The sequence below is a fragment of the Desulfogranum aggregans genome (assembly GCF_055398265.1).
The window spans coordinates 3561626-3582467 of the sequence record NZ_AP042447.1; the positions used below are offsets into that span (position 1 = coordinate 3561626).

General features: G+C 54.3%; 21 protein-coding genes. 12 read left to right on the forward strand and 9 right to left on the reverse strand.

The window, feature by feature from the left end:
* The first annotated feature begins 88 nt into the window (after nucleotides 1-88).
* A complete protein-coding gene (locus ACZ52Z_RS15705; protein WP_464267719.1) occupies nucleotides 89-727 on the forward strand; it encodes a PA14 domain-containing protein in 639 nt (212 codons plus the stop codon).
* Nucleotides 728-781: 54 nt separating this feature from the next.
* On the opposite strand, the gene ACZ52Z_RS15710 is transcribed toward ACZ52Z_RS15705, so the two are convergent.
* Nucleotides 782-1141 carry a translation initiation factor Sui1 gene (locus ACZ52Z_RS15710; protein WP_464267720.1) on the reverse strand — a complete coding sequence of 120 codons (360 nt, stop codon included), beginning with the start codon at nucleotides 1139-1141 and terminating at the stop codon, nucleotides 782-784.
* A 119-nt stretch (nucleotides 1142-1260) separates the two neighbouring features.
* Here ACZ52Z_RS15710 and ACZ52Z_RS15715 point away from each other — a divergent pair, with 119 nt between their 5' ends.
* Nucleotides 1261-1452 carry a hypothetical protein gene (locus ACZ52Z_RS15715; RefSeq protein WP_464267721.1) on the forward strand — a complete coding sequence of 64 codons (192 nt, stop codon included), beginning with the start codon at nucleotides 1261-1263 and terminating at the stop codon, nucleotides 1450-1452.
* Nucleotides 1453-1476: 24 nt separating this feature from the next.
* The gene (locus ACZ52Z_RS15720; protein ID WP_464267722.1) at nucleotides 1477-3840 is read left to right on the forward strand and encodes a hybrid sensor histidine kinase/response regulator; all 2364 of its coding nucleotides are present in this window, start codon (nucleotides 1477-1479) and stop codon (nucleotides 3838-3840) included.
* Here ACZ52Z_RS15720 and ACZ52Z_RS15725 read toward each other — a convergent pair.
* From ACZ52Z_RS15725 to ACZ52Z_RS15740, 4 genes are all read right to left on the reverse strand, one after another.
* Nucleotides 3785-5317: a B12-binding domain-containing radical SAM protein gene (locus ACZ52Z_RS15725; protein WP_464267723.1), complete on the reverse strand. Its 1533-nt coding sequence runs from the start codon at nucleotides 5315-5317 to the stop codon at nucleotides 3785-3787. The genes ACZ52Z_RS15720 and ACZ52Z_RS15725 overlap by 56 nt on opposite strands.
* A gap of 82 nt (nucleotides 5318-5399) precedes the next feature.
* Nucleotides 5400-5522: a hypothetical protein gene (locus tag ACZ52Z_RS15730; RefSeq protein ID WP_464267724.1), complete on the reverse strand. Its 123-nt coding sequence runs from the start codon at nucleotides 5520-5522 to the stop codon at nucleotides 5400-5402.
* Nucleotides 5523-5546: 24 nt separating this feature from the next.
* Nucleotides 5547-5777: a rhodanese-like domain-containing protein gene (locus tag ACZ52Z_RS15735; RefSeq protein WP_464267725.1), complete on the reverse strand. Its 231-nt coding sequence runs from the start codon at nucleotides 5775-5777 to the stop codon at nucleotides 5547-5549.
* Between the two features lie 14 nt (nucleotides 5778-5791).
* Nucleotides 5792-7378 carry a peptide chain release factor 3 gene (locus ACZ52Z_RS15740; protein WP_464267726.1) on the reverse strand — a complete coding sequence of 529 codons (1587 nt, stop codon included), beginning with the start codon at nucleotides 7376-7378 and terminating at the stop codon, nucleotides 5792-5794.
* Nucleotides 7379-7663: 285 nt separating this feature from the next.
* Between ACZ52Z_RS15740 and ACZ52Z_RS15745 the strand changes: the two genes are divergently transcribed.
* Together ACZ52Z_RS15745 and ACZ52Z_RS15750 are read left to right on the forward strand one after the other, a co-directional pair.
* Nucleotides 7664-8143, forward strand: a complete 480-nt coding sequence (locus tag ACZ52Z_RS15745; RefSeq protein WP_464267727.1) for an alpha/beta fold hydrolase — start codon at nucleotides 7664-7666, stop codon at nucleotides 8141-8143.
* Nucleotides 8143-8994, forward strand: coding sequence for a secretin N-terminal domain-containing protein (locus ACZ52Z_RS15750; RefSeq protein ID WP_464267728.1), 852 nt, complete (start codon nucleotides 8143-8145; stop codon nucleotides 8992-8994). Before ACZ52Z_RS15745 ends, ACZ52Z_RS15750 begins: the two co-directional genes overlap by 1 nt.
* Nucleotides 8995-9041: 47 nt before the next feature.
* Here the strand turns inward: ACZ52Z_RS15750 and ACZ52Z_RS15755 are convergent, their stop codons facing one another.
* The 3 genes from ACZ52Z_RS15755 to ACZ52Z_RS15765 all read right to left on the reverse strand — a co-directional run bounded on the left by ACZ52Z_RS15755 (nucleotide 9042) and on the right by ACZ52Z_RS15765 (nucleotide 12029).
* Nucleotides 9042-9641, reverse strand: a complete 600-nt coding sequence (locus ACZ52Z_RS15755) for a YceI family protein (protein ID WP_464267729.1) — start codon at nucleotides 9639-9641, stop codon at nucleotides 9042-9044.
* 114 nt (nucleotides 9642-9755) lie between these two features.
* Nucleotides 9756-11090: a ferredoxin reductase family protein gene (locus ACZ52Z_RS15760; RefSeq protein WP_464267730.1), complete on the reverse strand. Its 1335-nt coding sequence runs from the start codon at nucleotides 11088-11090 to the stop codon at nucleotides 9756-9758.
* A 9-nt stretch (nucleotides 11091-11099) separates the two neighbouring features.
* Nucleotides 11100-12029 (reverse strand): 50S ribosomal protein L11 methyltransferase, encoded by a 930-nt coding sequence (locus ACZ52Z_RS15765; protein WP_464267731.1) that lies wholly within the window; start codon nucleotides 12027-12029, stop codon nucleotides 11100-11102.
* Nucleotides 12030-12294: 265 nt separating this feature from the next.
* Here ACZ52Z_RS15765 and ACZ52Z_RS15770 point away from each other — a divergent pair, with 265 nt between their 5' ends.
* The 7 genes from ACZ52Z_RS15770 to ACZ52Z_RS15800 all read left to right on the forward strand — a co-directional run bounded on the left by ACZ52Z_RS15770 (nucleotide 12295) and on the right by ACZ52Z_RS15800 (nucleotide 20248).
* Complete coding sequence (locus ACZ52Z_RS15770) at nucleotides 12295-12990, forward strand: DUF554 domain-containing protein (RefSeq protein WP_464267732.1); 696 nt, start codon at nucleotides 12295-12297, stop codon at nucleotides 12988-12990.
* 232 nt (nucleotides 12991-13222) lie between these two features.
* Complete coding sequence (locus ACZ52Z_RS15775) at nucleotides 13223-14743, forward strand: ABC transporter substrate-binding protein (RefSeq protein WP_464270808.1); 1521 nt, start codon at nucleotides 13223-13225, stop codon at nucleotides 14741-14743.
* An 89-nt stretch (nucleotides 14744-14832) separates the two neighbouring features.
* Nucleotides 14833-15810, forward strand: a complete 978-nt coding sequence (locus ACZ52Z_RS15780) for an ABC transporter permease (RefSeq protein WP_464267733.1) — start codon at nucleotides 14833-14835, stop codon at nucleotides 15808-15810.
* Between the two features lie 4 nt (nucleotides 15811-15814).
* The gene (locus ACZ52Z_RS15785; protein ID WP_464267734.1) at nucleotides 15815-16729 is read left to right on the forward strand and encodes an ABC transporter permease; all 915 of its coding nucleotides are present in this window, start codon (nucleotides 15815-15817) and stop codon (nucleotides 16727-16729) included.
* A gap of 3 nt (nucleotides 16730-16732) precedes the next feature.
* A complete protein-coding gene (locus ACZ52Z_RS15790; protein ID WP_464267735.1) occupies nucleotides 16733-17689 on the forward strand; it encodes an ABC transporter ATP-binding protein in 957 nt (318 codons plus the stop codon).
* Between the two features lie 103 nt (nucleotides 17690-17792).
* Nucleotides 17793-18803, forward strand: coding sequence for an ABC transporter ATP-binding protein (locus ACZ52Z_RS15795; protein WP_464267736.1), 1011 nt, complete (start codon nucleotides 17793-17795; stop codon nucleotides 18801-18803).
* A gap of 170 nt (nucleotides 18804-18973) precedes the next feature.
* Complete coding sequence (locus ACZ52Z_RS15800; RefSeq protein ID WP_464267737.1) at nucleotides 18974-20248, forward strand: radical SAM/SPASM family putative metalloenzyme maturase; 1275 nt, start codon at nucleotides 18974-18976, stop codon at nucleotides 20246-20248.
* A 62-nt stretch (nucleotides 20249-20310) separates the two neighbouring features.
* Here the strand turns inward: ACZ52Z_RS15800 and ACZ52Z_RS15805 are convergent, their stop codons facing one another.
* On the reverse strand, nucleotides 20311-20751 hold the full coding sequence (locus ACZ52Z_RS15805) for a universal stress protein (RefSeq protein ID WP_464267738.1): 441 nt from the start codon (nucleotides 20749-20751) through the stop codon (nucleotides 20311-20313).
* Between the last annotated feature and the right edge of the window lie 91 nt (nucleotides 20752-20842).

Below are 20842 nucleotides of genomic sequence, written 5' to 3' on the forward strand. Positions count from 1 at the left end.
GCTGGTGGATCCAGCCGTGATCAGCGGGCGCGGCAGGTCATCAACCTGGTGACTTCCGCCGGAGCAACCAGTGAAATTGGAGAGGACCATGCGTACTATTCTACACACAGGGCGACGTATCGCAGAAAGCGGGTTTGTTTTTTTGCTGCTGCTTTTGTTTCTGGCCACAGCGGCTGAGGGAAAAACAGGCGAGGTAGTGGTGCTGAGTGCCGACCTCTCCCCGGCAAAAAACGTTGAAGGTCGCTTGAAGCCCGGGCTGGACCCCATCTATTACCTGGACTATTTTAAACGTGATGTACGGCGCCTGCCCAGTGGAGAGCAGTCATCAGTCTATACCGTTTTTCACGGGGCACCTATTCTGGAGCTCAACCATAGTTTTGGCAAGGGAGAGGTGTTCGCCAGCGGCGCCAGCAGGGGGGTCGGTATCCGCATGCGGGGCTATCTCCAGTTCGACCAAAGCGGCGAATATACCGTGCAGGCACTGGCCAACGACGGGATAATTGTCCGCATAGATGGGGTGGAGGTGCTCAGCGATCCCATGCAGCACTCCGACCGACTAACCGATGCCTCACGCCTGACCATTGCCGTTCCTGGTTGGTATCCGCTTGAGATTGATTATTTTCAACGCAAAGGAACGGCGACGCTCAAGCTCTTGTGGCAGCCACCAGGTAGCGATGCACAGGTCCCGATACCTGCAGGTGCCTATGGCCATATCCCGAATCGCTAACGGTTCTGCGGTGGGTCATCACGCCGCAGACCAGTTTTTCATGAGCAATTTGACTTATCCGCCTGCCAGTTTGGCCTTGTAGCCCAACTTGGTCAGGACATCGACCAGGGTTTGGCGGTGATCGCCCTGGATTTCTATGGTGCCGTTTTTTACCGTTCCTCCGGAACCGCACCGTTGTTTGAGCTGTTTGGCCAGTTTTTTCAAGGCCGCTTCGTCCAGAGGAAGGCCGCTGACCACGCTGACGCCCGCTCCTTTCCTCCCTTTAGTCTGGCGGCTGACCCGTACCTGGCCGTCACCGCGGGGGGCAGCCTGTTGGCTGCTGCAGCAACATGCCTTTACCGGGTGGCCGCAGCCGGGACACATCCGTCCCTTGTCGGTGGAATACACCAGGCCTTGATTCTTTGTTTTTTTCATCTGTATTCGTGCGTGTTGTCCGTCTGTTTCGTCAACGGATGGTGCATAACAGTAGCAACAGGAGTGTGCTGTCTGCCTAAGCAGCTTGCGGTTTTGTTTACCTCGAAGGAGTATTACCCATGCAACTCAATACGATCCAGCAAAAAATTTTCACAAGCCTCAGCGCCGACCATGACATGACCCTTGATGAGTATGTGAAAAACCATGCACATCTTTATCTTGGACGAGCTGTAACCAGCGCAGAGGAACTGACCGAGGAGGAGGCAGATGCCTGGATCACCAAAGCCTATCTCGAGTCCCTCAACGGGTGAGGCTGGGAACAAAGAGGGACGATCATGAAAACTTCTCAGCCCAAGCAGGGAAGCGCTCCAGGTCCCTCTGATATCATTCCGGCACGGTATTCGCTGTTTGACGGCATAACCGGGTGGTTTTCGTTGCTCTTACTCGGTAAACCGGCACAAAGCGTTTCGCCGGAAATGCGTCGGCGGACCGGATTGATGGCGGGGATTGCTGTTGTTGGTGCCGGGGTCCTCATTCTTTTTGGTATCTTTGCCGGTTTACAGGGGCATTTTCTGCTGGCAGGGTTAGATATGCTGCTCGCCCTGATCTTACTGCTCAACCTGCTTGATGGGCGAGTAAGAAAGCAATACAGTTTTAATATAGAGATCAGCATATGGCTGACAGGATTCTTTTTTGTGTACCTCTACCTCATGGGTGGAGTAAATCAGACCGCATTTGTCTGGTACTATGTTTTTCCCCTGGCTTCGGTTTTTCTTCTTGGTTCGCAGAAGGGTCTCCTTGTTTCACTCAGCATGCTTCTGCCGGTGTTCGGCAACATACTTCTCGCCGGCCGGCTGCCTTATTTAGTGGACTACGGTCTGGATTTTGAACTTCGTTTCGTCTTTTCGTATCTGGTGGTGAACATTTTTGCTTTCCTGTTGGAAAACGGGGCAGAAAAGAACCGCAGCGAGATCATGCTCATCAACGAAAACCTGGAGCATGTCATTGATGCGCGAACCAGCGAACTGCTTCGTCTTAATCAGCAGTTGTCCAGACAAGTCGAACGGTACAATCAGGCGAAAAATCAGCTGATAGAAAGCGAAAAGCGCTACCGGATTATGTTTGAAAAATCCGGCAATGCCATCTTTTTTATTGATCTCCACACTGGCAGGTACCTGGATGCCAATCCTGCGGCTGAGGGACTCACCGGCTTGCCGATCGCAACCATCAAACGTTTGAGAATCAGTGACCTCACGCCTTCCGGAGCGAATAAATGTTTGCTTGGCCTCTCGAATACCAAAGAGGCGGTAGATATGCAGGAGGTGGAATTCAGTCGCCCCGATGGCAGCACCCGAACAGCCCTCCTGACCGCTGCCCCGCTGAATGAAGAGGTTGCTATGGGTATTGCCCTGGATATTTCCGAGCTGAAAGCAGCGGAAAAAGAGCGTGAAAAAATTGGCGAGCAGCTCCGGCAGAGTCAAAAAATGGAGGCAATCGGGACGCTGGCTGGCGGAATTGCTCATGATTTCAATAATATTCTTTCCGCTATCATCGGCTATACTGATCTGGTGGTGATGAAGTTGCCGCACAACCATCCGGTACAGCCGAACCTGCAGCAGGTATTGAGTGCTGCCGATCGGGCCAAACAGCTGACCCGACAGATTCTCACCTTCAGCCGAAAGACAACTGTGGGGGAGATGGAGCCGGTGCAGATCGGTGTGGTTGTTCACGAGGTGCTCGAATTGCTGCGGGCGACCATTCCACGAACTATTTCCATTACATCTTCCCTCGACCAACATCTGCTGGTCATGGGGGATTCCGGTCAGGTGCATCAACTGGTCCTGAATCTGTGCACCAACGCGGTTCAGGCCATGCAGGCCCAGGAAGGTGAGTTGCGGGTCTCGCTTGAGAGCAAAAAGCGGGAGGAGCGGAAAGGGTATCGTGGAGAAGGGAGCCGGGGAGAGCAGATGGTGGTGCTGACGGTGACGGATAATGGCTGCGGTATGCCACGGGAGGTTCAGGACAAGGTATTCGACCCCTTTTATACAACCAAGGAAATTGGTGAGGGGACCGGGATGGGACTCTCTGTGGTTCACGGTATTGCAGAGAATTTGTCAGCAGAGATAGTGATGGAAAGTGAGGTGGGCAAAGGATCTCACTTTGAAGTGTGGATTCCTGCCGCATCGCCTCTCGGCCGGCCGCCAGCAAACGACCACCCTGCTCGGCAACCTTTGCCCACTGGTGATGAACATGTTGTGTTTATTGACGATGAGCTGTTTCTGGTGGATATCGGTCGTCAGCTGCTTGAATCTCTGGGCTATCGGGTGACCGTGTTTACCGAGAGTGTGGCTGCTCTTGATTTTGTGGTCGCTGCTACTGATCCGGTGGATCTGGTGATCGCTGACAATACCATGCCTCATCTGACCGGGGTAGAGCTGACGGGAGAGATAAAAAAGGCGCATCCGGATTTACCGGTTATTCTCTGCAGCGGCAACATATCCGAGCAGGAACTTGATTGTGCCCAGCAACAGGGGCTAGCAGCATTTATGACCAAGCCGCTGTATGTCGACAAGGTAGCCCATAGCGTACGGAATGTGTTGGATGGCCGTAGCGGGGAAAAGGGCAGCGGCAGCGCACATCCACTTAACCGGGGGGAGAGTGAAAAGCCGGGTGGAAAAAGGGAGCATGGTTGGAGGTGAACAGCGGCGGGTCTCGATGGATGATCGGCGCAATATCCGGGTGTCGCTTAAACTCCCTCTCTACAAAGGCGCGCACGGCCCTTCTTTCCCATCCCCGCGGATGGGTGAAGGAGCAGTAGAGGGAGAGGTCGCCCTGGTAAAAGCTTCCATGGATGAAGCGTTGCGCGTCTTTTCCGAAGAGCGGCATATTGAAAATAGCCAGGTTGAGGAAGGTGATACTGGTATGATGCCGGACCGTAAATTCCAGGGTATCCTCTGCTTCGGCAATTGTCTCGCCGGGCGTGCCAAAGAGGAGATAGATGTAGGTGGCGATATTGGCCTGCTCGAGTGAGCGCAGCGCACTGGAGACCATGTCCAGCTCTATCCCCTTGTGCATGGTGTTGAGCACCTGCTGATTACCCGATTCAATCCCCAGTTTGAGCATGACGCAGCCAGCGTCGCGAAGTCGTTTGCAGTAGTCCCGGCTGGTGAGTTGGGGAGAGACCCGTGCAAACCCATACCAGGGGACCTGCGGCGGGTGGGCTATCAGCGCATCCATCAATGCCGGTGAGAGGGCATTGTCGAGAAAATGAACAAGCACAGGAGCGTATTGCTTCCGGAGATGCTGCAGGTCTGCCCGAACGGTGGCAGGCGTTGTGGTGTGGTAAGGGTTGCCTTCGGCCACTTCCGGGCAAAAAGAGCACTTGTTCCAGTAGCAGCCGCTGGAGGCCGCGTAGGGGATAACGATTCCAGGGGAGAGATAGCGCGCCAGGGGCAGATCCGAGTAATCAGGAGGAGCTGGCGCAGGTGGGTGGCAGCCCTTGCCAAGCAGACGCAGCAATGGTTCCTCTCCCGGACCTGCGATCCAGTGGTCAACTAAGCCGGCAAAGGGGTTGTGCCAGCTCGGTTGGCGCAGCCACGAGGTGACCAGACCGCCTCCCAGGATGATCTCGACTTCAGGGAAACATTCACGCAGGAAGCCGATCATGGCAAAGGTGGTTACTGCCTGGCTCAGGTACGTGAGGGAAAACCCGACACAGGTGAAGTCGCGGGCCGTAAAGAGCTGCTGCAGGCGCTGCTTAAAATAGGGGTAATAGATGTTTTCCCGGTAGTTGGCTGCTGCCTGCCTGAGATCACTGCTGCGAAGAGGCGAACAACGGTTGTCCTGGTAATTGACCAGACTGAGGGAGAGGGAACTGCGGGGAGCGGATTGCTCGACCACCCGGTTGAGGTCCCTGACTACGCGCTGGTAGCGATCCTGGTTGGTGAAAAGGGAGATCGTTTGCAGACTCTTCAGATTCTGCTGCAGGTTACGCTCAGCCCGTACGGACCAGGTGTCGTCGGGCGTACGCTGGCGCTCGACGAGAGAGGCGAGCCCCTCAATATTGGCATCCAGCAGGGTACAGGGCTGTCCGTGGACTTTGAGCATGCCTGCCAACCGGGCAATGCCGGCCGGCGGTTCCCCAGGTTTGGCAACAGGCGGGTAGATGAGCAGCATGATCTATCGAAGGCGACAGGTAAAAGGGTGGCGCAAGGGTGGATGTGGGCTATGCGGCCGGCAACAGAAGCCGGTCTTTCGGTCAGGCCGGTGGACGGTCCAGGCCTTCCACCGGAAATCCCTGCTCATGCCACGCATCGACGCCGTCGGGATAGCGAAAAACGGTTGTATAGCCAAGTCGGGCAGCCACCCGGGCTGCAAACACGCTTCGTACTCACGAAGGTCCGTCTCAGTAAAAGGCGAGCGGCCTGGTCGGATCAGGCCCCAGCAGTCGCCGCAAGCTTCTCCTTTTCCATACCCTGGCCCAGAAGGTCGGCTGGAACGGAAAGGATGCCGCACCCCTGATGTGTCGCTGTGCATACTTCCCCGCGTCGCGCAGGTCAACAATCAGCAGGTGTCGATTCTCCTGACAGAGCTGGCGGAGGGCATCGGTGGTAATATTGCTGTAGGCTTCGCTCATCTACGATTCTCCGACTATACCGATTCCCGCGTTGTGTGAAAAACGATATCGGGAAAGAGTTCCATGGTGTGGGACAGGCGCCACATGCCGTCAGCCAGGTAGGAGAGATGCCCTTCCGCATCAAACGCCAGGTTGGCCTGATTCTTTTTTTCGAATTCGCGCAACTGCTGCTGGTTTTCACTGCTGACCCAGCGCGCAAGCGAGAAGCTCATCGGCTCATATTCCGCGTCCACCCCATATTCGGCCTTGAGCCGGGTCATGGTGACTTCAAACTGCAGTACGCCGACCGCGCCCAGAATATATTCGTTTCCGATCAGGGGGCGAAAAAGCTGGACAGCTCCTTCCTCAGCCATCTGTATCAACCCTTTTTGCAGCTGTTTCATTTTGAGCGGGTTGCGCAGGATAACGCGACGGAAATGTTCAGGGGCAAAGTTGGGGATTCCGGTGAACTTGAGTTCTTCCTTATCGCTAAAGGTATCACCGATTTTGATGGTGCCGTGATTATGGATACCAATAATGTCGCCGGGGTAGGCTTCTTCAACGTTTTCCCGGTTTTGGGCCATGAACACGGTGGCATTGCTCAGGCTGATCTCCTTGCCCAGGCGGTGGTGTCGAACGCGCATCCCCCGGGTAAATTTACCTGAACAGATACGAAAAAAAGCGATGCGGTCACGGTGGGCAGGGTCCATGTTGGCCTGGATTTTAAAGGTAAAACCGGAAAAGGCCGGTTCTTGCGGGTGGACCTGCCGACTGACCGTCTCCCGCGGACCGGGCGGCGGAGACAGCTCGACAAAGGCGTCCAGAAGTTCTCGTACGCCGAAATTGTTGATCGCACTGCCGAAAAAAACCGGCGTCTGGCTTGCCTTCAGGTACTCCTCGTACTCGAATGGGTTCGCCGCGCCTTCCAGCAGTTCTATATCTTCGCGAAGTTTGTCGGCATCAAAGCCGAGCAGTTCATCAAGGGTGGAGTCATTGATATCATCAATCACCACATTGGCTTGAGGACGGGTCTCCTGGCTGGGGGTAAACAGGTTGAGCTGTTTTCGGTAGAGATTGTAAACCCCTTTGAATCCTTTACCCATACCGATGGGCCATGAAAGCGGTGTACACTCGATCTGCAGTTTTTCCTCGATATCAGAGAGAATATCCAATGGGTCAAGGCCATCGCGGTCCAGTTTGTTGATGAAAGTGATGATCGGGGTATTGCGCATCCGGCAGACTTCCATCAACTTGGTGGTCTGGGTTTCAACACCTTTGGCACTGTCGATCACCATCAGCGCGCTGTCAACCGCAGTGAGTACCCGGTAGGTGTCTTCGGAGAAATCCTGGTGACCGGGGGTGTCGAGCAGGTTGATCTCGTAGTCGCGATAGTTGAATTTCATGACCGAGGTGGTCACGGAGATGCCGCGGTCCTTTTCAATTGCCATCCAGTCGCTGAGCGCATGGTTGGAGGTTTTTCGCGATTTAACGGCTCCAGCCATTTGAATGGCACCGCCAAAGAGCAACAATTTTTCGGTCAGGGTCGTCTTCCCCGCATCCGGGTGGCTGATGATGCCAAAGGTCCTGCGTTTGTTTATTTCTTCGATATTCGTACTGCTCACGTTACACTTGTCTGTTGAGAGAATGGATATGGAGTGGGCTTACCGGTCCCGGCATGGTGGAAAAGGGACAGCATTTCAAAAAAAAAGATGGGCCGACAGCGACCCATCAGTGGTAAGTAATTACCCTATATTGCGTTTTTTGTCCAACTTTCTTGTTAGGGAAGCACTAACTTTTGCGATGCTGGTCGAACCCGATTGGTCGGGTCAGCCCCAGCGAGGGTGGTTTGTCAGATTTTTTCTATAACTTTATGAAATAATTATAAAATTATGTAAAGGGGGAGGGGTATGGACGATGGGCGATACTTTCTGCACGGACTTGATTCATCAAGCCAGGGCACCAAGGGGCGGTGGTTTGGCGAGCGTTTTCCGGAAATGATCATCCCCGACTTCACGGGGACACTGGAGCAGCGGCTGCAGCAACTGGAACAGATCTGTGGTGATTCGAAAAGTATGCTTTTTGTCGGTTCCAGTTTTGGCGGGCTCATGGCAACGCTGTTTGCCCAACGGTATCCCCTTGCCTGTTCACGCCTCATTCTGCTGGCACCGGCGCTAAATTTCGAGGGCTATACCCCGCCTGCCGAACGTCTGACGGTACCGACAATGGTAGTTATCGGAAAAGATGATACCGTGACCCCGCCCGACCTGGTGGTGCCGCTGGCAGAGCAGACCTTCGCCCACCTGGATATCTCAGTGGTGGATGATGACCATATGCTGCATGGGGTCTTTACGAAAATGGATTGGACCCGCCTGTTGATGGAAACCTGATGTTGTCCCTTAGCGCATGGAATCCATTGAGGTTTAGTCGGGGCAACCCCTTGGGCTGGCGTTGCTGGACCATTTTTCTGGGGATGGTCATCGCCTGCGGAATCGGTTGGGATGGTGCATGTGCCGCCGAGGAAAACGGGGGCGGCATGGTTGCCGAAGTGATCGTGCTCAGCAACCGATCAGCTGGGTCAGTGGTGGAAACAGTGCGCCCCCTGCTTTCGCCCTCCGGCAGTGTACATGCGGACAGGGCGAGGAATGGGCTGATAGTATACGATGTACCGCCGGTCATTGCTCGGGTACGAGCGCTTATCACTGCAGTGGACACGGCAGCGGTCCAGCTCATGGTGCAATTGCGTGCTCGTCCGCTGGCCGGAGCAGGGAAAAAATTATCAACGCGCACCGGGGGCGAAGCAGGTCGTCGACTGGCAACAGAGGGCGCGGGGCACTCGCAACAGATGATGCTTCGTCTCAGCTCGGGAGCAACGGGGTATCTCAGGAGCGATATCCAACAGCGATTCGATGGGTACTGGATATCCCTTTGTCGCCACTATGGTCTCAGCTACAGGCATGTTGTCCACAATGAGGTAATAACCAGCGGGTTTGCAGTTACCGCCATTGCCGCAGGTGAACGGGTCGAACTGGAGCTTATACCGGTGGTTTTTTCCGAAAATACCCGCGAAACCCTTCAGTTTACCCAGGTTGCTACCAGGATATCGGTCCCGATCAACAGATGGGTTCCGGTGGCCGGGACCGGTGAGCCTTTCTCAGCCGTGCTTGGTGTAAGGTCCGGTGGGGGGGAAAACATCAACCCGACCGCAACGGTGATCGAGGTGTATGTGTCACTGGAATGACCGATGCCGTCAGCTGAGGCAGACGCTACTGCAGCGCCTGGGGTGATTCAGTTGTTGCGTAGCAACTCCAGCTGAATATCAATGGCCACGGTTTTGCCCACCAGGCCCATGTCGGCAAATTTGCCGTTGCCGACATGAAAGCTGAGGCGATCAATGGCCAGTTCACCGGCAAAGCCCGCAACCTGGGTCCCCTTTTGTGCAGGGTGCTCGGTGATACCGAGCAGGGTGAGCGGCAGGGTCACTTCCTGGGTCACATCCTTGATGGTCAGCGTGCCGATAACCTGATAGAGGTTTTCATCCGTCTTGGTAATCTCAGTGCTGCGGAAGGTGATCAGCGGATAGGTGCCTTCATCAAAAAAATCTGCCGAGAGCAGGTGCTTGTCCCTTTTCGGGATATCGGTGAAGATGGATTTCACCTCCACTTCGAATCCGATTCGACTCCCTTCCAGGTCTGCCGGGTCAAAAAGGATTTCCCCCTTATACTCCCGAAAATGGCCTTTCACCTGGGAAAAAATATGTTGGACCGAAAAGTAGAGCCCGGAGTGATCGTGGTCTACCTCCCATTTAGGAGGGGCCGCCAGGAGGAGAGAGCTGGAAGCAAGCAGCAGGAAGGGGACGAGCAGTAAGTATCGCAGTCGGGTAAACATAGTAGCCTCCACTGGTTGATGGCTCACGAGACAAGAGCAGAGCACCCTTGGTTGTTCAAGACCTTATCCCATATAGTAGGAATGATGCCCATAAATACAAGGCAGGAGCTGGATTCAGAAAGCAAAGGCTTCGGAGTGGATATTATTTATGGGATATCCCAAATGGATCAGGAGGGGGCGAAGCGACGCCGTCATTGACGGCGGTCCGCACAGATAAATGCCCGCTTGGACAGATACCGGTTGAAGCAGCGGGGCGAGGTGTTTTTCGTTTATACGACTGTCGGTGGCTGTTTCACCGGTGAGGTGGACGAACGTGCGGAGCGCGGGCAGCGACTGCTCAAGCTGTTTCAACTCCGAGTGGAAAATCAGATCCTCTTTTTTACGGCAGGTCCACACCAGCAGGACCGGTCGCTGGTCAGCGTTGTCCGCCATATGACGGAGCATACTCATAAAGGGGGTGATGCCGATGCCGCCGGCAATGAAGACCAACTCCGGCGCCTGGTGGAGCAGGTAGGAAAACTGCCCGAAAGGACCCCACAGAGCGGCATCGGAACCGGGCTGGAGATGGTGCAGTTTTTCGGTCCAGTCTCCACAGCTGCGGATGGTCATGGTAACCGCGTGATTGTTGGTCGGGGTAGAGCTCAGGGAAAAAGGATGGGCTTCCCTGCTGATATGCGGGTCGGTTATCGAGAGAAAGGCAAATTGGCCGGGGAGGTAGGCAAAGGGAGCCTTTCTCTCGCTGGTCAAGGTGATGGTACGGAGGCTTCGGGTGTGGTGGGCAATATGGGCAACCTTCCACTGGTACGCGGTGGGGCGTCCCGCATAGATTCTTCGGATGAGCAGGCAGGCTGCCACAATGGTCCAGAGGGTCAGGGCGGCCAGTGGTACATCCTGCTTGAAACTTTCGCTGACAAAGCGGATATGGATAAAAAGCAGCACCAGGAGGGCGAATCCGCCATACCGGTGCATCCGTAGCCAGAGGTGATAGGGTACTGCCAGCCGTTTCCGCAGCAGAGAAAAAGGCACCAGGCAGAGGAGGGAGGCAAAGACAACGCCGCCAACCAGTTCCGGCCAGAATTTCCATCCCAGCGGCAGGTTGTCGATCCCTTCAGGAACAAGAATGCAGAGAACATGGGAAAGGAGCAGCAGAAGGATGAGGATGCCATTGGCCCGGTGGAGTTGTACCAGGGTCGGCAGACCGGCTACCCGATCAACCCATCGGGATCGTCCGGTCAGCAGCGGTTGGGCCAGGAGCAGGATGGCGGCCGAGATGCCGGCGATTTTACCGATCCTGAGCAGGATTTTGTCCTGACCGAATTTGTAGAACATGGTCTGCGATTCAAACAGGAAAGGAATCAGTGCTCCCCCGAAGAGAATCAGCAGCAGCGAGGCGATGCAGGCGGATTGTAGTAGACGGCGGTGTAGAGGGGCGAGCAAAGGCGTCTGCATGGTGCCTCTCTACCGGCAGTGGAAAAGCAGTGCCACCCATTCCTCCCGGTATTCTGCGGCAACCGATTCGTAGCCCTGTTGGCGATAGAGCGCAAGCAGGTTCTCTTCCTGTTCTCCCTTGAGTATACCGGCCAGGATGACAAAGGTCCCCGGTACGGAACGATGGCGGATGGCGTCGGCCATTTCCACCAGAACATCGTGGACGATGTTGGCGCATATAACGGAGAAGGTGCCGGAAATATCTTCCAGGGGGGTGGCGCTGACCGTAATGATATGGTCAAGTCCGTTGGTGCGGACATTTTCGGCTGCGACGGAGACGGCTTCCTGGTCATTATCAATGGCCAAGGCCTCACGGATACCAAAACGGGCACCGGCCATTGCCAGGATACCGGTCCCGGTACCGATGTCCAGCAGCGTGGGGTATTCGGTCGCCAGGTCGCGGGTGGCCTGGGTCAGGAGAGAGAGGGCAAGCTGGGTTGAGGCATGCTGACCGGTGCCGAAGGCCATGCCCGGATCCATCTCAAGTATCTGCTGACCCGCTTTGGCAGGGTACTCCTCCCAGCTCGGTTTGATAATCAGTCCGGGAGCGATTTCAAAGGCATGAAAGTATTGCTTCCAGCTTGTTGCCCAGTCCTGGTCATCGATCAGCGTTGTTTCCAGGGGCCCCGGCACCAGGTCATAGTGTGCAAACAGCTCCTCCATTCGTTTTTGTACCAGGGAGACCGCTGCTGCTGTAGCTCTGTCCCGGTCGCAGTCCCCTTTGATGGGAAAATACCCGCTGATGCGGGAATACGTGCCATTGTCCGGACTTTGTTCAACCCCGGCGCCGCTCAGCACCCCGAGGAGATCGGCTGCTGCTTCGCTCAGCACTGAAGGAGCGGCGAGAGATATTTTTAACCATTGGTTGACAGGAGATTCGGTGGCAGGCATTTGGGTCATGGTAGGCGGTGTCCGGCAGTGGAAGCAAGGCGTTTTGGATACTGAAACAATGAGTGGCAGTATACCCTGCCTGGCGGCAAAGGACCACGACTATCCTCGGTGTTTCCCATGGCTATACAGGAGAGGAGGGGTTTTTTTCTGTCCAGGGAGGCAAACTTCCGTTTCCAAGAGACGGTTATGGCAGTATAAGAGGCGCTACTTTGGTTGAATAAATATCAGCGCAGCATCTGCGTTTTACCATGTATGCCAGCAAGCAGGGAGCAGTATGTTAGGGACAGTAGTCAATGCGGCGGCGATCATCGCCGGCAGCATCCTGGGTTTGTTGTTCAGCAGGGGCATCCCGGAAAATTACAAGGAAATCATCCTGAGCGGGGTCGGGCTGTCAGTCATGCTCATCGGCATAAAGAGCGCCTTGGCCTCCGATCGGCTGATCATTGTTATCCTCTCCGTTATCCTTGGGGCATTGGCCGGTGAGTTCCTCCAGATTGAAAGACGGCTTGAGGGCCTGGGAACATACCTGGAACGGAAGGTGGCGGCAAAATCCAGTGATACAAGTTCCTTTGCCCGGGGTTTTGTGACCGCGAGCCTGGTGTTCTGTGTTGGTTCCATGGCCATCGTGGGATCTTTGGAGAGCGGGCTTACCGGAAATCATCAGACGCTGTTCGCCAAGTCGATTCTTGATGGGGTGACCTCTGTCATCTTTGCCTCTGCCATGGGCGTGGGTGTGATTTTTTCCAGTGGTGCGGTCTTGGTGTACCAGGGCCTGATTACCTTGACTGCTGTCTCCATGAAGAGTCTGCTGGTCCCTGAGGTTATCAGCCAGATGACCGCGGTGGGTGGTTTGTTGATCCTGGCCATCGGTATGAATATGCTCAAGATTACCACTATCCGGGTAGGTAACCTGATCCCGGGGATTTTTTTCCCTCTTGCCTGGTTCGGTCTGCTGCGATTAGCCGGCTAATGCTTTTTTTGCCGTCAGGAGAGGAATAGAACACTTGAGGCGCTTCTTGCTTGACCCGAGTATGGAGCTTGACTATAAGTGGTGAGCAGGCGTACATCGTGTGGCGCCCGGGCGCAGGGAACATGTAAGGAGTACATATGGGGAGATGTTTCCTGCACGACAACAATGATAGATTCACCAGGAGGGAAGAGACGTGAAGAGAATGATAATTCGCCTGTTCTTCGTGCTGGCAATGAGCATGATTGTGACTGGAAGCAGTGCGTATGCTGCGACCCTGAAACTGGCCATGGATGCCGACCCGGTATCACTGGACCCGCATGTGCAGCTCTCCGGCGGTATGCTGCAGTATTCGCACATGGTCTTTGATCCGCTGGTTCGGTGGACCAAAGACGGTAACTTTGAGCCGCGTCTTGCGGAGAAATGGGAAGTGATCAATCCGACCACCACCCGTTTTTACCTGCGCAAAGGGGTCAAGTTCCACTCCGGCAACGAGTTTACGGCCGAGGATGTAGCCTTCACACTGGCCCGCCTGAAAAAATCCGATGACTACAAGGGATTATTTGAGTATTTCGTTGAGGCAAAGGCCGTTGATACCCATACGGTTGACCTGATCACCAAGGAGCCATACGGCCTGGTAATGGCCATGGCCACCTACATTTTTCCCATGGACAAGGCCTTTTACAGCGGTCCGGATGAGAAAAATGGCAAGACCAAGGACGTGATCATCAAGACCGATTATTCTTTTGCCAATTTCAACGAATCCGGCACCGGTCCGTTCAAAGTGGTTGAGCGGGAACAGGGAGTCAAGATGGTTTTTGCACGTTTTACCGAGTACTGGGATAAAGAGACCGGCAACATCGAGGAGATCGTGCTGACCCCTATTTCCGAAAACCCGACGCGTGTCGCTGCTCTGCTCTCCGGCGATGTGGATTTTATTATGCCGGTTCCCCCCACAGATCTTGATCGGATCGAAAAGACCGATGGCCTCAAGCTGGTGACCATGTCCGGCGGTCGAATCATTACCTTTCAGCTGAATCAGAAACGCCGTGCTGAATTCGCCAATCCCAAGGTTCGGCAGGCCATGGCCTATGCCTACAATAATGTCGGCGTTGCCGAGAAAATCATGAAGGGCTTTGCCACTCCGGCAGGCCAGAACTCCCCCAAAGGATACCAGGGCTATAATGCAGAGCTACAGCCTCGCTACGACCTGGATATGGCGAAAAAATTGATGAAAGAAGCCGGCTATGAGAACGGCTTTGAGTGCACCATGATCGCCCCCAACAATCGCTACGTCAACGACGAGAAATTGGCTCAGGCCTTTGTGGCCATGATGAGCAAGATCGGGATCAAGATCAATTTGAAAACCATGCCCAAGGCACAGTACTGGGACCAGTTTGATGCCCAGGTCGCAGATATTCAGATGATCGGTTGGCATTCCGATACCGAGGATTCTGCCAATTTCTTCGAGTATCTCTATATGTGTCCCAACAAGGAGACCGGACGGGGACAATACAACTCCGGCAATTACTGTAATCAGGAAGTGGATCGATTAACGCTTGCCGCCAACGGTGAAACCGATATGGCCAAACGTTCAGCCATGCTGCAGCAGATCGAGCAGATCCTGTTTGACGATGCGGCCTTTATCCCGCTGCACTGGCAGAATCTTTCCTGGGCCTCCAAGGACAACATGAATACCGAAGATATCGTCAATGTGATGAACTTTCCGTATTTTGGAGACCTGCATGTTAAATAGGCGCTAACCTTTTTACTTTGTTGTTTATTTATTGCAAAAGGGAACCCGGTTCAACTGGAGTTCCCTTTTCTCATCTTGACCATTGAACCATGTTTGCATTCACTGTCAGAAGAATAGCCCAGGCCGTTCTGGTAATGCTGATCATCAGTTTTATCGGTTTTTCCATCAAGCATAACTTCGGCGATCCGGTTCGTGAACTGGTGGGTGAGCGGGTTACCCCCCAGGAGAGGGCGGAAATCCGTGAACAACTGGGCCTAAACGATCCTTTTCTTGTCCAGTATGGCCGTTTTCTCAAAAATGCGGTCAAGGGAGACCTCGGGCGGTCATTTTTTTTCAAGAAACCGGTAACAGAGGTGATCCTTGCCAAGGCGCCGGCTACCTTGGAACTGGTTTTCTGTGCCTCGTTGATCGTTATTTCGCTCTCCATTCCCATGGGCATCTATGCAGCCATTCATCCCCGCCGACTCTTCAGCCGCCTGATTATGGGGGGATCCATTGTGGGGGTATCCATGCCGGTGTTTCTTACCGCCATCCTGCTGATCTATATCTTTTCGGTTGAGCTGGGATGGTTGCCGAGTTTTGGACGGGGAGAGACCGTTCGTCTCTTCGGTTTCTGGGATTCGGGCCTGCTGACCCGAGACGGACTGCTCCATCTCATCATGCCGTCCATTGCCCTCTCCTCTATCATGCTGCCCCTGTTTATTCGATTGATCCGTTCGGAAATGATGGAGGTACTGGAGACCGAGTATGTAAAATTTGCCTGGGCAAAAGGGCTGAAACCTCGAAGGGTATGGTATGTGCACGCATTCAAAAACACGCTGCTTCCGGTGATTACCGTCGGCGGGGTCCAGCTGGGGATAATGGTCGCTTTTACTATCCTGACCGAAACCGTGTTTCAGTGGCAAGGTATGGGCGCCATGTTCATCGAGTCGGTTTCTCGTGCAGACACCGCGCTGATGGTCTCCTATATCGTGGTGGTGGGCTTTATTTTTGTTGTGGTCAATACGGTGGTCGATTTGATCTATGGGCTGGTCAACCCTACTGTACGCATCGCAGGGAGGAAATAGGATCATGGCCTTGCTTCGACGAATACGGCACTCTGATTTTGTCTATTATTTTTTTCGCGACCCTGTAGCATACGTTTCCTTTTTCATTCTTCTGACCCTGGTGGTCAGTGCATTTACCGCGCCGCTCATCGCTCCACATAATCCGTATGACCCGACTACCATCGACATCATGGATTCCGAGCTGCCACCGGTCTGGTATGGCGAGGGCACGACCCGTTTTTTACTGGGTACCGACGATATGGGCAGAGATATGTTTTCCACCATGCTCTACGGGATGCGCATCTCCATTGTCATCGGTTTGGGCGCGGTGTGTCTCCAGGCAGTGATTGGAATCGTTGTCGGACTGCTGTCGGGATACATCAAGCGGCTTGACGGCATCCTCATGCGCATTGCCGATGTGCAGCTCTCTTTTTCCACCTATATGATTGCCATTTTCATCGGGGCCATTTTTCAGATGGTTTTTGGGGTCGCCAACTACGAGCGAATTGCTGCCCCCCTGTTGATTCTAATCATCGGCTTGGCCGAGTGGCCGCAGTATGCGCGGACCGTTCGTGCGTCAGTTCTTGCGGAACGACGCAAAGAATATATTGAGGCAGCCAGGGTTATCGGGCTCTCCAGGATACGGATCATGTGGCGGCATATCCTGCCTAACACCCTTTCCCCGGTACTGGTCATTTCCACCGTCCAGGTGGCCAATGCGATCATGAGCGAAGCTGCCCTGTCGTTTATCGGCCTGGGCATGCCCCAGAACAAACCCTCATTGGGATCACTGATTACCTCCGGGTTTGAGTATATCTTTTCCGGCACCTGGTGGATCACCATTTTTCCTGGTGTTTTGTTGGTTGTCCTGATCCTGGTCATTAACCTGCTTGGCGACTGGATCAGGGATTATCTCAATCCCAAGCTGTATAAAGGATAAGCTGTGGAACTGCTTACAATACAAAATCTTAACGTTGATTTCCGCCTGCGCGCATCCACCCTCAGGGCGGTAAACAATGTCAGCCTATCATTGAAAAAGGGAGAGCGACTCGGCATTGTCGGTGAATCAGGGGCCGGTAAATCGGTGCTTGGTTTCTCCATCATCAACCTGATTTCCAAGCCGGGGTTCATTGCCTCCGGGAGTGTCTCTTTCCTGGGTGAGGAAATTTCCGCCTTCTCCTACGAGCAGATGCGGCGCATCAGGGGCAATCGGATCAGTATGATCTTCCAGGATCCGATGATGACCTTGAATCCTGTGCTGACCATCGGCGAGCAGATGCGGGAAACCCTCTACGCTCACCAGCGATTGAGTAAGGCAGAGGCGACTGCCATCTGTTTGGAAAAATTACGAAAAGTCCATATTCCCTCCCCAAAAACACGACTTGACCAGTACCCTCACGAATTTTCCGGGGGGATGCGTCAGCGGATTATCATCGCCATTTCGCTCCTGACCAATCCTTCGCTGATCATTGCCGACGAGCCCACCACCGCCCTTGATGTGACCATTCAGGCGGAGATCATGGACTTGTTGCTTGAATTGTGTGCCAACGAGCAGATGGGGCTGATCCTGATTACCCACGACCTGGCGGTCGTCTCGCAGGTTACCCAACAGATCGCCGTGATGTATGCCGGTTCAATTGTTGAACTGGGCTCCACCGACGCGCTTATCAATACTCCCCAGCATCCCTACACCATAGGGCTGCTTGGAGCACTTCCCCAGCGTGCCGCCAGGAGCGGTCGCCTTAATCAGATACCGGGAGTGATGCCGGGGCTGGCCAAGATTCCTGCCGGCTGCCCATTTCGCAATCGTTGCTCGCTGGCCACAGAGGTCTGCAGCAATCGACCCGCTCTGGAGACCAAGGCGTCGGGCAGTCAGGTCGCCTGTCACTTGGTGCAGTAACTCCCCGCACCCTTGGTGAGGGCGGCGGATTCTTGATGGGCATGTACCGAAAGACATCCACATAACAGCTAACAGAACCACAGCAGGCAGAGAGTTTCTGAACATGGAACCAACGGTATTGGTAAGTATCCGTAATCTCGTCAAGCGATTTGATATCACCGGCGGCTGGCTCGATCAGTTCCAGTTTTCCGGGGGCAAGGTGAAAAAAGAACGGACCATTGTCAGGGCCGTCAACGGCGTGACCCTTGATGTTGCCCAGGGGGAGACCGTCAGCGTTGTCGGTGAATCGGGATGTGGGAAGTCCACGCTGGCGCGAACGGTTATGGGCCTGTACCCCCCTGAAGGGGGAGAAGTCTATTACCGCAATGATCGCATCGATAACTTGAGTGAGGCCCAGCGTCAGCCCTATCGAACCCATATGCAGATGGTTTTTCAGGATCCCTATGCCTCACTGAACCCGAGGATGACCCTGGGCAAGATTCTGCGGGAACCCATCCGCTTTCATCAGCCCAGGCTGGGAAAAAAGGAAGTAGCGGAAAAAGTGTCCCAGGTGATGGAACAGGTCGGTATTGATCCTGACTGGCACACCCGTTACCCCCATGAACTTTCCGGCGGTCAGCGCCAGCGTATTTCCATTGCCCGGGCCCTGACCGTGGAACCGGAATTCATTGTTGCCGATGAACCCATTGCCGCACTTGATGTTTCCATCCAGGCCCAGATTCTCAATCTGTTGATGGACTTACAGGAAAAGAATAATCTGACCTATCTGTTCATCAGTCACGACCTGTCAGTGGTCGAGCATATTTCCCGGCGGGTTGCGGTAATGTATCTGGGAAGTGTGTGTGAATTGGCGGAAACCGGCGAACTTTTTCGGCGTCCGCGTCATCCCTATACACGGGCCTTGTTGTCCGCCATACCCAGGCTGGGCCAGACAGCCACCCACGAAAAACTTACCGGCGATGTTCCTTCTCCCATTGCGCTGCCTTCCGGTTGTGTTTTTCATACTCGCTGCCCTCACGCCAATGAACGATGTCGCCGCGAGGTGCCAGAGCTCAAGGAAGTGGAAGCCGGTACGCAGGTTGCCTGCCATGGGGTGGATGAGGGGCGAATATAGTGAAGTGATATTGCCCGGTAGGGAAAAATCTCTGACAGCTCATTGGATCAAGACAGACGCTGTCAGTTGCCTTGTAACTCCGAGGGGTTGATTCCACCATGTGGATGGCCTCTGGTCCAACCGGCGGGTGGCGCTTGATCGGCATCGGCTTTCCTCTTTTATGTTGATGTATGGCTGGTCCGCGAAAACTCTATATTGAAACCACTACCCGCTGCAATCTTGCCTGTGAGAAATGTATCAAGCAGATGCCAGAGAGCAGGATAACTGAGCGGGATTTTCCTGTTGCCCTTTTTGAGCGACTTCTTCCCCACCTTGCAGGGGTGGAAACCTTGATTGTCAACGGTATTGGTGAGCCTTTGCTCTATCCGCACCTGGCAGAAATTATCCGCGGTGCGCGAGCGGTGATGCCGGCGCAGACGGAAATTGGCTTTCAGAGCAACGGGGGGCTGATGACCCGGAGGATGGCAGAGCGGTTGGTTGCCGCCGGTGTGTCCACCGTCTGTTTTTCCGTGGACAGCGTTCAGCCGGCAAACGCCCTTACCGGAACCACTGCGCCCAGCGCGCAGGCAGTGGCAAGTGCCCTGCATGCCCTCGGTCAGGCGGACCAGGCCGGTACGGTGCGGCGTGGACTGGAGATTGTGGTCAGCACGGAAAACATTGTTCAGCTCCCTGATTTGGTCAGGTGGGGAGCCGGCCATGGCGTGGCCTATATTTTAGTAAGCCACCTGTTCGCCTACGATGCGGAGATGGCGGACAAGAGCCTTTTCTCTCCTGTTCCTCTGGAATTGATCAGGTTGTACGAAAAGTATCGCCAACGCGCTCTGGAGCAGGGAATCGATTGGGAAGTTGCCCTGCAGGAATACCAGGTCAAGAGCAAAACTGGCCCTGGCGAAGGCGCTCTTCATCTGCTGGATGCAATGCGCCGTGAGCTGCAGGGATCAGAATTGTCACTGCATCTGCCGAATCTGCTGGCTTATGATGCAGGGCGCATGCACACGGCTGAAGCTGCTTTTTCCGAGGCAGAGGAGGCGGCCGCTGCCTGCGGCATTTCCCTGAGCCTGCCTCCCCTGCATGCCCAGATCGAGCGCTCCTGTCCGTTTATTGAAGACGAGGCTGTTTTCATAAGCGTCGGAGGAGAGGTTATGCCCTGTCATTTTGTATGGCATTCCTACGACTGCATGGCCGGCAGTGAGGTGATCCGAGTCGAGGAACGCAGTTTTGGCAATTTGGAAGAGGCTTCCCTGGATCAAATCTGGAATGGTGCCGTGTATCGCCAGTTTCGTGAGGAAGCACGTCGTGCCGAGTATTCACGGTGCTGGGGTTGTCCCCAGGGGCCATGCGCAGATGTGGTCAACAATAACCTGCTTGCGGCCAATGACTGTCACAGCAGTATCGTTCCGTGCGGCCATTGCCGTTGGTCTATCGGTGGATTACGCTGCCTGTAAGCGAGGAGAAGAATACCTGGTTTTCCTCCTCGCTTGCTTTGCCAGTGACGTCGTTGGCGTTTTTACAGGTTAGGATTAAAGGTCAGGGTCGGACAGGGAGCATTTTTCACCACTCGTTCGGCAACACTGCCAAGCCAGAATTTTTCCAGCCCTTTGCGGCCATGGGTACCGATAACAATCATATCCGCCTTGTGTTCCTTGGCGTATCTGCAGATATCTTCGACCACTTCACCGCTTGTCACTTCACCTGTGCAGGGTGTTTCACTGCTGTCGTGCTTCTTGACCAGAGTATTCATTTTTTCCCTGGCGATTTCCATCATCTGCGGGACAAAATGTTTGATGGTCGGGCCCATGTAGTCACCATAAATGCTGACTTCTTCCACGACATGAATGAAATGGATTGCCGCATTGAGCTTTTTGGCCATGTTGACGCCGTAGTCGACAACCTTACCGGTATGATCCAGGAAATCGATCGGTATGACTACTGTATTGTTTGTGGACATAGTTCACCTCATTCAAGGGAGTGAGTGAGAAATGTTACCGAGGGACGCGTTGTCGGGCAGCGCTGTTTTTACCACCGTATAATCATACATA